General features: G+C 65.3%; 10 protein-coding genes. 7 read left to right on the top strand and 3 right to left on the bottom strand.

The genetic code is table 11. The features are described from left to right. Nucleotides 1-27 precede the first annotated feature (27 nt). From llg_RS00195 to llg_RS00185, 3 genes are all read right to left on the bottom strand, one after another. Entirely contained in the window at nt 28-861 is an 834-nt protein-coding gene (locus tag llg_RS00195) for an amidohydrolase family protein (RefSeq protein ID WP_338287470.1), read from the bottom strand. Between the two features lie 167 nt (nt 862-1,028). Then, the gene (locus llg_RS00190; RefSeq protein ID WP_338287469.1) at nt 1,029-2,102 is read right to left on the bottom strand and encodes a 3-deoxy-7-phosphoheptulonate synthase; all 1,074 of its coding nucleotides are present in this window, start codon (nt 2,100-2,102) and stop codon (nt 1,029-1,031) included. Nucleotides 2,103-2,175: 73 nt separating this feature from the next. Beyond that, nucleotides 2,176-2,877: a hypothetical protein gene (locus tag llg_RS00185; protein ID WP_338287468.1), complete on the bottom strand. Its 702-nt coding sequence runs from the start codon at nt 2,875-2,877 to the stop codon at nt 2,176-2,178. A 56-nt stretch (nt 2,878-2,933) separates the two neighbouring features. Between llg_RS00185 and llg_RS00180 the strand changes: the two genes are divergently transcribed. The 7 genes from llg_RS00180 to llg_RS00150 all read left to right on the top strand — a co-directional run bounded on the left by llg_RS00180 (nt 2,934) and on the right by llg_RS00150 (nt 11,763). Then, nucleotides 2,934-3,665: a TlyA family RNA methyltransferase gene (locus llg_RS00180; RefSeq protein WP_338287467.1), complete on the top strand. Its 732-nt coding sequence runs from the start codon at nt 2,934-2,936 to the stop codon at nt 3,663-3,665. A 52-nt stretch (nt 3,666-3,717) separates the two neighbouring features. Continuing rightward, nucleotides 3,718-5,391 (top strand): apolipoprotein N-acyltransferase, encoded by a 1,674-nt coding sequence (gene lnt / locus llg_RS00175; RefSeq protein WP_338287466.1) that lies wholly within the window; start codon nt 3,718-3,720, stop codon nt 5,389-5,391. Nucleotides 5,392-5,470: 79 nt separating this feature from the next. Next, the gene (locus tag llg_RS00170; RefSeq protein WP_338287465.1) at nt 5,471-6,571 is read left to right on the top strand and encodes a GNAT family N-acetyltransferase; all 1,101 of its coding nucleotides are present in this window, start codon (nt 5,471-5,473) and stop codon (nt 6,569-6,571) included. A 241-nt stretch (nt 6,572-6,812) separates the two neighbouring features. Then, complete coding sequence (locus llg_RS00165; protein ID WP_338287464.1) at nt 6,813-8,423, top strand: ShlB/FhaC/HecB family hemolysin secretion/activation protein; 1,611 nt, start codon at nt 6,813-6,815, stop codon at nt 8,421-8,423. A gap of 76 nt (nt 8,424-8,499) precedes the next feature. Continuing rightward, nucleotides 8,500-10,380 carry a DUF2341 domain-containing protein gene (locus llg_RS00160; protein ID WP_338287463.1) on the top strand — a complete coding sequence of 627 codons (1,881 nt, stop codon included), beginning with the start codon at nt 8,500-8,502 and terminating at the stop codon, nt 10,378-10,380. 165 nt (nt 10,381-10,545) lie between these two features. Continuing rightward, nucleotides 10,546-10,944 (top strand): biopolymer transporter ExbD, encoded by a 399-nt coding sequence (locus llg_RS00155; protein WP_338287013.1) that lies wholly within the window; start codon nt 10,546-10,548, stop codon nt 10,942-10,944. Between the two features lie 135 nt (nt 10,945-11,079). Continuing rightward, on the top strand, nt 11,080-11,763 hold the full coding sequence (locus llg_RS00150; RefSeq protein WP_338287012.1) for a hypothetical protein: 684 nt from the start codon (nt 11,080-11,082) through the stop codon (nt 11,761-11,763). The last annotated feature ends 16 nt before the right edge of the window (nt 11,764-11,779 follow it).

Here is an 11,779-nt window from a genome sequence, read left to right as displayed (position 1 = left end):
AGCGGCGATTGCTCGCCGCACTCCACATCAGAGGGCCAGCCGGTAGAAGGCGGTGGCGGTGCCGGTGCGGATGGCGGCTTGTTCGTCTGCGGAGAGGCTGGCGAGGTGGGCCGTCACCGTTTCCGCCCAGGCGGCGTGGGGTGTGGCGAGCAGGCAGACGGGCCAGTCCGAGCCGAACATCAGCCGGGAGGGGCCGAAGGCCTCGAGGAGGACATCGAGGTAGCGGTGGAAGATGTCCGGGGTCCATGACGAATCACGGACTTCGGTGACGAGGCCGGAGAGCTTGCAGGTGGTGTGGTCCAGCGCGGCCAGGGCGCGGATGCCGGTTTCCCATTCGGTGGGGAAGCGATCGGCGCGGATCTCGGGCTTGGCGGCGTGGTCGAGGACGATCGGCTGGTCCGGGTGGCGCTTCACGAACTCGATCGCGGTGGGGAGCTGGTCCTGGAAAATGAGCAGGTCGTAGGTCAGGCCGCGGCGGGTGACCTCGCGCAGGCCGCGGTCGAAGTCCCCGTGGGTGAGGAACTCGGCATCGGGCGAGCCTTGGATGACTTCGCGGACGCCTTTGAATGTCGCGTGGCCGGTGTAGCGGTCGAGCTGGTCGCCGACGTCCGGGGACTTCAGGTCGACCCAGCCGACGATGCCGCGGATGAGCTGGCTGGCGGCGGCTTCCCCGAGCAGGAAATCGTTTTCCGCCAGACAGGTGCGGGCCTGGACGGCGACGGTGCCGGTGATGCCGCTGGCCCGCATCAGGTCATCGAGCTCCGCGGCGCGGAAGGAGCGGCGGATGGCCTGCATGTCCTCCGAGATCCAGCCGTAGTCGGTGGCGGAGTAGTTCCACAGGTGGTGGTGGGCGTCGATCATCGGGTGGGAGAGTCGCGCCGGAGAGCCGGGGGAGGCAAGGGGAAATGGCGAAAATTGACCGGATGGTGAATCAGTCGTAGCGCTGAGCTTGGCTCGGCGTGCTTCTGGCGGCCTGATGATCGGAAGGCGTGTCCTTGAACCAGGTGGCTCGGGCGCACACGCGAAGCTCAGCTTCGCGCTACCTCGCGGCGGGCGCGGACGGCGGCGGCGAAGGCGTCGAGGACCTTCACGGTGTCGTCCCAGCCGATGCAGGCGTCGGTGACGGACTGGCCGTGGGTGAGCTTGGCGCGGTCGGCGTTCACCTTCTGGTTTCCTTCCACCAGGTTGGACTCGACCATCACCGAGGTGACGGCGGTGGAGCCTTCGGCGATCTGCTTGCACAGGGCATCGGCCACCATCGGTTGGTTGCGGAAGTCCTTCATCGAGTTGCCGTGGGAGCAATCGACCATCACGTAGGGCGGCAGGTTCTGCTCGGTGAGCATGGTGACCACCTCGGAGACGGCCTCGGCGCTGTAGTTCGGGCCGCTCTTTCCGCCGCGGAGGATGATGTGGCAGGAGGTGTTGCCGGTGGTCGAGATGATCGCCGAGACGCCCTGCTTGGTGACGGAGAGAAAATGGTGCGGGCGCGAGGACGACTGGATGGCGTCGAGCGCGAGCTGGATCGAGCCGCCGGTGCCGTTCTTGAAGCCGACGGGCATCGAGAGGCCGGAGGCGAGCTCGCGGTGGACCTGGGACTCGGTGGTACGGGCTCCGATGGCCCCCCAGGCGATCAGGTCGGCAATGTACTGCGGGGAAATGGTGTCGAGGAACTCGGTGCCGGCCGGGATGCCGAGGTTGGCGAGGTCCAGCAGCAGCCCGCGGGCGACGCGCAGGCCGTGGTTGATGTCGAAGGAGTCGTCGAGATGCGGATCGTTGATGAGGCCCTTCCAGCCGACGGTGGTGCGCGGCTTTTCGAAGTAAACGCGCATGATGACGAGCAGGTCGCCCTTCAGGCGCTCGGCCTCGGCCTTGAGCTTCTTGCCGTATTCGATGGCGGCCTCGGGATCGTGGATCGAGCAGGGGCCCACGACGACGAGCAGGCGGTCGTCCTCGCCCTTCAGGATGGCGTCGGACTGTTCGCGGGCGGCGCTGACGACCTCGGAGGCCTCCTCGCTGAGCGGGAGGTAATAGTTCAGCACGGCCGGGGAAATCAGGGGATTGGTGCCGGAAATGCGAAGGTCGTCGGTACGGTGGCGCGTCACGGCGCGGATGGTTGAAGAGATGCCCCAACTTTCAAGCCTCAAATCAGCAAAGGAAGTGGCATGGAACGGATTTTCAGCGGGTTCCGTCGTCTTTCCCCTCTGGTGGATTCTCATAGGTGGCAAAGGGCTTCAGCCCGAGAAGCCTGATCATTTCCTCCAGTTTCTTGCCCGCTCCCTCGTCGTCGCTCGTAAAACGGAAGGCCTTGGCTTCGCAGACCAATTTGGGATTGCTGCCCGTCCTCTCGAAAGCCTTAGAGACTGGGCTGGGACCGGTGGTTCGATCGCCATCCTTTGGAATGCTCGCTTTGATTCCTTGGATGTAGGCCTGCCAAGCACTGTCGATTTCGCTGCTACGGCTTGCGTCCGGCTTTTCGATTTTATCGAACTTCACCAAGACGGTTCCGTGATCGAGGTCGGGATAAGTTCTCGTACGAAATCCGATCCATTTGTCGGCCATGAATCCGAAAACGATGACCTCGGTGATTCCCCGGCCTCTATTGAGATAGATCTCGCGGGTATTGGTTGGGTTGTTCAGCTGATCGGTTTTCAGTGGTACGGCGGAGAACTGGTAGAACTCGAAGACGGATTCTTCGAAGTCATTCTGGGACGGCCGCGATTTCGGGAGATCCTCGCCAACACTGACAGAGATGCTTGCAATCAAGAGTGCTCCTAATCGCGTAACGATTTGGTAATTTGGGATATACATAATTTTTGTGGCTTCATTGAGTGTGGTTGAATGCGGCTTTAAACCCAAGTCCCTACGCGACCGTTTCATGGATGCCAATGGTTTCGATTCCCCGTGACGGCATCAGGGTGTAAACGGCTTCCCCCATGAGCGCCTCCAAAGAACGAGCCGATGCCCTGCTGGTGGCCCGCGGCCTAGCCGAAACCCGCGAGCAGGCGAAACGCCTGATCCTCGCCGGGGAGGTGAAGTCCGGCGACCGGCCGGTGGACAAGCCGAGCACGAAGCTGCCGCTGGACGCGCCGCTGGAAGTGAAGGAGAAGCCGAAGTTCGTGGGCCGCGGTGGTTTCAAGATCGAGGGGGCGCTGGACGCCTTCGGGATCGATCCGACCGGCTGGGTGTGCCTGGACGTGGGGGCCTCCACCGGGGGCTTCACCGATTGCCTGCTCCAGAAGGGGGCGGCGAAGGTACACGCCATCGACGTGGGGACGAACCAACTGGCGTGGAAGATCCGCAACGACCCGCGGGTGGTTTCGAGGGAGCAGTTCAACGCCCGTCACATGACGGAGGCGGACCTGGGCGAGAAGGTGAAGCTGGCGGTGATGGACCTGTCCTTCATCTCGCTGACGAAGGTGCTGCCGAACGTCTTCGCGGTGCTGGAGGAGGGCGGGATGGTGGTGCCGCTGATCAAGCCGCAGTTCGAACTGGAGCGGGAGGATATCAGCAAGGGCGGCATCGTCCGGGATCCGGCGTTGCACGAGCGGGCGGTGGAGAAGATCCGCCGGTTCGTGGAGGAGGCGGGCCGGGAATGGCGCGGGGTGATCGAGTCCCCGATCAAGGGCACGGACGGGAACAAGGAGTTCCTGGCGTGGATCGGGTGAGGGCGGGTGTTCCTTTCCTTGCAGCCCGGCCGGATTCCGCTACCGGTCCGGCATGCCGTTCGTGCTCGGATTGTTCCTCCGCCTGGCCGCCTGCGTGGTGTCCGGGGTCCTGTTGTCGCTGGCGTTTCCACCGGTGGATACCGGCGTGCTGGCGTGGGTGGCGCTGATGCCGATGCTGGCGGCGCTGTGGACGGTGACCGGGCGGCGTGCGGCGTGGAAGGGGTTTGGCTACGGCTGGGTGGCGGGCGCGGCGTTTTTCGCGATCAATGTGTCGTGGCTGGGCACGGTGGCGCCGGTGGCTCCCTACGCGCTCGGCGGCTATCTGGCGCTTTATTTCGCGTGCTTCGGGGCCTTCACGGCGAAGTGGGGGAACCCGTGGCGGTTCGGTCCGGGGACGTGGAAGACGGACCTGATGTTCGCCTTCGCCAATGCGGCGTTCTGGGCGGGCTTGGAGTGGCTGCGGAGCTGGGTGATCACCGGCTTCGGGTGGAACTCGCTGGGCGTTTCACTGCACCAGATGCTGCCGCTGGCGCAGGGCGCGGACGTGTTCGGCGTCCTCGGGCTTTCGATCGTGGTGATGTTCGTGCAGGTGCTGGTATTGCTGGCGGTGCGGCGGTGGGTGAAGCGTGAACGGAAGACCGCGCTGGCGGGCCTCGGGGCCGCGGTGGCGGCGCTGGCCGTGCTCGGCGGCTACGGAGTCTATCGGATGACCACCTTGGAAAAGCTGGAGTCGATCCCGCTCAAGGCGCTGCTGGTGCAGGCGAACCTGCCTCAGGAGGGCGGCACCGTATTGGTGAGCGCGGAGCAAACGAACATGGCCTACGAGGATCTAACCTCGGCCGGGCTGGAGCCGCTGAAGGGCACGCCGCGTTTCCCGGACTGGGTGCTGTGGCCGGAGTCGTCGCTGGCGGGCCGCCTGTTCATCTGCGAGGACGGCAAGTGGGGAATGTGGCAGCAGAATGTCGATACCATCCACCAGGTGCGGCAGTATGGGGATTTCACGCTGCTCTTCGGCATCACCGAGTTGGAGAGCGTGGAGATGGATGGCCAGCTCGTTCAGAAGGAGAAGGGCAAGGCGTGGAACTCGATGGCGGTGATGGGCCCCCACGACGACCTCCAGACTTTCCGCAAGCACCACCTGGTGATCTTCGGGGAGACGATCCCGTTCGTGGACACGATCCCTTGGTTGAAGGACATCTACGAGCAGCAGTCGGGCATGGAATACGGCGGCGCGTTCACCGCGGGCGAGGGCTTCGAGCCGCAGGTGGCGGAGGCGGGCGGCCAGCAGGTGGGGGTGATTTCGTCGATCTGTTTCGAGGACACAGTGCCGCGTTTGGAGCGGAAGTTCGTCCGGCCCGGGCCGCAGGTGATCGTGAACGTGACCAATGACGGGTGGTTCAAGGAAAGCGGCGCGGCGGACCAGCATTTCGTGAACGCGATGTTCCGCGCGATTGAGCTGCGCCGCCCGATGCTACGCTGTGCGAACACCGGGGTGAGCGGGGCGATTTCTCCGGTCGGGCGCACGCAGCGGCTGGTGGATGAAACCGGCAGCCATTTCACCGCGGGCAGCCTGCTGGCGGAGGTGGCGGTGCCGAAGGACCCGCCGACCACGCTCTACGCGCGGCTCGGGGATTGGCCGGTGATCCTGCTGGGGTTGACGGGGTGGGGGATCGGCTTCTGGTTCCGGAAGGGGAGGGATCTGAAGACCCAAGGCTTGAAGAAGTAAGACGGAAGATGGATGAGCCCCATGTCGGTGTCTTTTCTTACTTCTTGCGTCTTGAAGTCTTCCGTCTTCTCTAATTGCCGTGGCCCAGATCGGTGACATTCGCGAAGTCCTCCAGTACATCCCGCAGTTCCGCGGGCGGACATTCCTTGTGCTGATCGAAGCCGGGTTGTTGCCGGAGCCCGCGATCGCGGAAACGCTGCTCGATCTCGCGGCGCTGGAGGACCTCGGCGTGAAGCTGGTGCTCGGCGTGCTCGGCGGCGACATCAAGGATCTCTACGATTGGACGCTGGAGTGCGAGATCATGGCGGCCCGCGTGCAGCACCCGATCGCCGATCCGGCGGCGCTGGTGGAGGCGAGGGAGATTTTGGCCCGCGGCCAATCGGTGGTGGTGGATGCTTCCGCCACCGGGCCGTTGGAGGACGCGGTGGTGGATTTCGCGATGGGGCTGGGAGTGGCGAAGGTGATCGCGCTGTTGGAGGAGGCCATCCTGATCGACGGCCAGCCCGCCCACGCGATCCGCGCCAGCGAGGCCATCGAGGTGGCCGCGAACGATGCGGACGTGGAGGGGCGCGACCTGTTGCTTTCCGCGGCCCATGCCTGTCTGCGCGGGGTGCCGCGCGTGCATGTGCTCAATGGCCGCCGCCAGGGCGTGCTGGTGGACGAGTTGTTTTCCAACGAAGGCGTGGGCACCATGATCCACGCCGACAGCTACCGGGAGATCCGGCCGCTGCGCGAGGAGGATATTCCCGAGTTGCTCGGCATGATCGGTCGTTCGGTGCGGCGCACGCGTCTCGTCGCGCGCACGTATGAGGACATCCAATCGCAGATCGAGGACTACCGCGTGCTGACGATCGACGACAACGTCGTGGGATGCGTCGCCTTGCACGAGTATGCCGGTGAAGGTTGCGCGGAGGTGGCCTGCCTGTATGTGAAGCAGGCGCACGAGGGCCGCGGCTATGGGATCGATCTCGTGCATCACGCGGAATCGATGGCGGTCGAGCGCGACATTCCGAAGGTCTTCGCGCTGACCAACCGGGCGGCGGATTTCTTCCGTGAGCGGCTGGGTTACACGCAGGGATCGCCCGCGGATTTGCCGAAGGAGCGCCGTGACAAATACGAGGCCAGCGGACGCGATTCGCTGGTGTTCTTCCGGGCGCTGCCGGAGCCGGTGCTTGAGTGACGCATCGTCACACAGGCGGTGACGGATTTGTCATCATCGCGCTCTAGCAGCGGGAGGTGGCTGTTGGATGATGTCGTCGGTCGATTGTCGCGGAGGCGTGGATATGGGCGAAATCGCAAGCTGTGGCCGGATTTGGTGAGGCGGGTCGTGTGTTCTGTCACGGAAACGTCACGCTCGATTCATTGAGGACATCGGCATCCGGGGGAGAGTTCCGGACCGGTTTGCACCCGGTTGCCTCCCCATGCGTTTTTCTCCGGTTACGCTGTTTTCGAATCGTTCGTCGCTCGCCATCCTGGCGTGGGGCGCGCTCGCGCTTGTTGGTCACGCGCAGGATGCGGCTCCGGTTGCCGAGGCCCGTCCGATGTATATCCGTGAGTATCGGGTTCGCGGGGTGAAGAGCGGGGTGGTGGGGAGCGCGGAGGTGGGCGAGGCGGTGTATCCGTTCCTCGGGCCGGGGCAGATGCCGGCGGACGTGGACCGCGCGCGGGCGGCAGTGGAAAAGCTCTATCATGACAAGGGCTACCAGGCGGTGTCGGTGGGCATCCCGGTGCAGCAGATCAAGCGCGGGACGGTGATCCTGGAGGTGTCGGAAAACCCGGTCGGCCGGTTGCGGGTGAAGGGCGGTCAATACACCTCGCCGTCGCAGCTCAAGGGGATGGCCCCGGCGCTGGCGGAAGGGAAGGTGGTCAATTTCAACGAGGTGACGAAGAACCTCGTCTCAATGAACCAACTGGCGGGCCGCACGGTGACGCCGGAGCTGCGGCCGGGCGTGGAGCCGGGGACGGTGGACATCGACCTGAAGGTGAAGGACGAGCTGCCGCTGCACGGCAGTGTGGAGCTCAACAACCGCTACAGCGCGGACACCACCGAGCTGCGGCTCAACGGCGCGATCTCGTATGACAACCTGTGGCAACTCGGCCACGCGATGGGGCTGAGCTTCCAGGTGGCGCCGATGAACATCGACGACGCGAAAGTGTTCTCGGGTTACTACATGGCGCCGCTGCCGAACTCGGACGGCTGGAGCCTGATGCTGCAGGGCACGAAGCAGGACAGCAACGTCTCGACGCTCGGTGGCCTCGCGGTGGCGGGTCGCGGCGAGATCGTCGGGCTGCGCGCGCTCAAGACGCTGCCTCAGGGCAAGGACTTCTTCCAGTCGCTGAGCTTCGGCTTCGACTACAAGCACTTCGACGAGAACCTGACGTCGGGCGCCTCGACGGTGCAGACGCCGATCACCTACTACCCGCTGACGGCGCTCTACACCGCGTCGCTGAAGGGCAAGAGCGGCAAGACGGATTTCAACGGCGGGGTGACCTTGCACCTGCGCGGGCTCGGGGCCTCGGCCGATGAGTTCGACAACAAGCGCTACAAGAGCGAGGGCAGCTTCCTCTACTTCCGCGGCGATCTGTCGCGGACGCAGGACCTGCCGTATGGCTTGCAGGGTTTCGCCCGCGTGCAGGGCCAGATGTCGAGCCAGCCGCTGATCAACAGCGAACAGTTCGCGGCGGGCGGCCTCGGCACGGTGCGCGGCTACCTCGAAAGCGAGGCGCTGGGCGACGACGCGATCAGCGCGACGCTCGAACTACGGAGTCCGTCGTTGCTGGGCAGCGGCAAGGACGACGCGGAGAACGACTGGCGCTTCTACGTCTTCGGCGACGCGGGGTTCACCTCGATCCAGTCGCCGCTGCCCGGCCAGGACCCCGGCAGCAGCCTGCTGAGCGTGGGCCTCGGCACGCGCGGCCGCTTCTTCGACCACTACAACGGCTCGCTCGACGTCGGTCTGCCGCTGTTGCGCCGCTCCAACGGCCAGGACCGCCAGCCGCTCTACACCTTCCGCGTCTGGGGCGATTTCTAACCACCACGACCCTCTCCAGCTCCCTCTCTTCCTCTTGCTGAAAACCGCCAACTGAAAACCAGCAAACTTTCTTCCCATGCGCTTCCGTTCCTCCATCCTCCCCCTCCTCGCGACGCTCCTCGCGACGCTCCTCGCCCATCCCGTTTCCGCCGCTGAATCGAACTGGTGGAACAAGGAATGGACGCAGCGCCAGCCGGTGACCGTCGACGCGAAGGACGCGGGCGACGCCGGATCCGCCACGGTGCTGGTGCGCCTGCACGACGGCAACTTCCAGTTCGGCTCGGCGAAGGAGGACGGCAGCGACCTGCGCTTCATCGGCGAGGACGGCAAGGAGCTCGCCTACCAGATCGAGAAATACGACTGCGTGATGAACGAGGCCTTCGTGTGGGTGAAGGTGCCCGCGGTGAAGGGTGGCGCGGCGAAGTTCACGCTCTACTACGGCAATCCGAAAGCCGCGGCGGAAAGCGCCCCGGCCTACGACGCGGACACGGTGCTGGTCTACCACTTCGCCGACCGCGGCGCGGCCCCGGCCGACTCGTCGCCGGCGAAGAACAACGCGGAAAAGCCCGGCCAAGCCTCGGACGGGGCGGTGGTGGGCGGCGGCCTGCGGCTCGCGGCCGGGGAGCCGGTGAGCGTTCCGAACACGGCGACGCTCGAGTGGACGGCCAACCAGGCGCTGACCTGGTCGGCGTGGGTGAAGCCCGCCGCGCTGCGCCCGAACGCCGTGCTCTTCAGCCGCGACAACTTCCGCGTGCTGCTCGACGACGGCAAGCTGGTGGTCGACAGCAACGGCACCCGCAGCAGCGCCGGAGCCCCCATCGCCGCAGGAGCCTGGAGCCACGTTGCCTTCATCGCGGAGGGCGCGGTCATCAAGACCTACGTCAACGGCGTGGCCGCCGGATCGCTCGGCGCGGGCCTGCCCGCCAGCACGGCACCCTTGCTCATCGGCGGTGCCTCGGCCGCGGACCGCGCCACCGGCGAACTCGATGAACTGGAGATCTCGAAGGTGGCCCGCCCCGAAGGCTGGCTGAAGCTCGCGGCGCTCACCCAGGGCACCAGCGAGGCGGCGACCAAGGCGGTGGCCGTCGGCGAGGTCGAGGGCTCGGAAGGCGGGGCGAAGCACAGCGCGGCGCTCGAGCACATCATGCTCTTCGGCGACATCGCGAAGAACATGATGTTCGACGGCTGGATGGCCATCGGCGTGTGCGTGCTCATGATCGCCGTCGGCTGGACCGTGGCGGTGCAGAAATTCTTTTACCTCAACTCGATCCAGAAGGGCGGCAAGGCCTTCCTGTCGCAGTGGAAGAAGCTCTCCGGCGACCTCACCGCGCTGGACCACGGCGACCAGGACAACGTCAGCAGCTTCGGCGGCCTGGCCGACGCGAAGACGCTGGCGCTGGTGAAGCAATCTCCGCTCTACCACCTCTACCACATCGGCTCGGAGGAAATCCGCCACCGCCTGGAGCGGGACAAGACGCGCACCAAGGGCCTGTCCGGCCGCTCGATCGAGGCGATCCGCGCCAGCCTGGACGCCGGCCTGGTCCATGAGAACCACCACCTCGGCAAGGGCCTGGTGTTCCTCACCATGAGCATCGCGGGTGGCCCGTACGTCGGCCTGCTCGGCACGGTGGTGGGCGTGATGATCACCTTCGCCATCATCGCGAAGAGCGGCGAGGTGGACGTCAACTCGATCGCGCCCGGCATCGCCAGCGCGCTGCTCGCCACCGTGGCGGGCCTGATCGTCGCGATCCCGGCGCTCTTCATCTACAGCTACCTCAACAGCCGGATCAAAGAGAACATGGGGACGATGCAGGTCTTCATCGACGAGTTCATCGCGAAGATGGCCGAGTTCTACCCGCCCGCGGGCGAGTCCTCGCCGCACGCGCCGGTGCCCGCGACCGCCAGCCAGGCGCACGCCAACGCGCACCCGGTTCCCAAGACGCTCGAACCCGTCTGAAACAAATCGTCAGACCCTCCCTGCCTCATCAGACAGAATTAACGGAATTTTCAAAATTAACATCAGAAGGAAGAGCTTCTCATTGCCTCCCAGGCCGACGCCGGACTCTTCCCGTCAATTCTGAAAATTCTGTCAATTCTGTCCTAAACAACGCCGACCCACGCCATGCAAGCCGACGACGGAAAAAGCTACGACGACATCAACGTCACGCCGATGGTGGACCTCTACCTCGTGCTGCTGTTGATCTTCATCATCATGACCACCGCGGGCGTGAAGGGGACGAAGATCGACCTGCCTCGCGGCAGCAAGAGCCAGCCGAAGCTGGGCGGTCCGAAGACCCAGGCGATCACCGTGACGCCGGACGGCAAGATCCTGCTCAACACCACGCCGGTGACGCTGGCGGACCTGGAAAGCCGCCTCGGCACGCTTAAGTCGACCACGCCCGAGTTCCCCGTCGTCGTGCGCGGCGACCGCGCCGTGCAGTACCAGGGGGTGATGGACGTGCTGGATGTCCTCGGGCGGCTGGGGATCACCCAGATCGGCCTCGCGACGCAAGCGAAGTGAAGAAAGCACGAAGCACTAAATCCAAAATCCAAGACGAAGAGAAGAACCGCGGATCCGTTGTTACGACCCATCCAGTAGTTCCAGGCCCTCTCCCTCTTCTCTGATCACTGCCCACTGCCAACCGATCACTCTCTTATGAGCACCGAACTTCCAGACGAACCGAAGAAGAAGCCCTGGCTGCTGATCGCCGGGGCGGCTGTCGTCGTCCTTGCGGGCGGCGCGTTCCTGCTGGCCCCGAAGGCCGAGGAAAAGCCGAAGCCGCGGAAGGTGGACAACGTGGTCATCACGCTGGCCCCGCCGCCGCCGCTGCCGCCTCCGCCGAAACCGAAAGAAGAGCCGCCGAAGCAGGAGGAGGTCAAACAGGAGATGGTCAAGCAAGAGGCCATCGAGGACACCCCGCCGCCACCACAGGCGGAGCCCGAGCCCGCCCCCGCGTTGAGCACGAACCTCGAAGGCCCCGGCAACGACGGCTTCAACCTCAGCCACGGCAGCGGCAAGGGGCCCATCGGCCCCGGCGGCAATGGCACCGGCACCCTCGGCGGTGGCCGCGGCGGCAAGTATGACGCCTACTCGCGGATGGTGAACCGCGAGCTGGCCACCGCGCTGCGCAACGATCCGCGGACCCGCACGGCGACCTTCAGCGGCATCTTCCGCGTGTGGGTGGACGCCACCGGTCGCGTCACCCGGGCCAAGGGTCCCGACAACAACGCCACGGCCGTTCTCAACGGCTACCAGATGTCCGAAGCCCCGCAGCCGGGCACCCCGATGCCGATCTCGTTCAAGGTCTCGGCCACCAAGCCCGCCACCGCCTCGCGCTGAGTTTTTCCCCATCCGT

The sequence above is a fragment of the Luteolibacter sp. LG18 genome, assembly GCF_036322585.1.
GTDB lineage: Bacteria > Verrucomicrobiota > Verrucomicrobiia > Verrucomicrobiales > Akkermansiaceae > Luteolibacter.
Note: the sequence above shows the minus strand (reverse complement) of the source record. Positions and strands in the feature narration are given on the sequence as shown.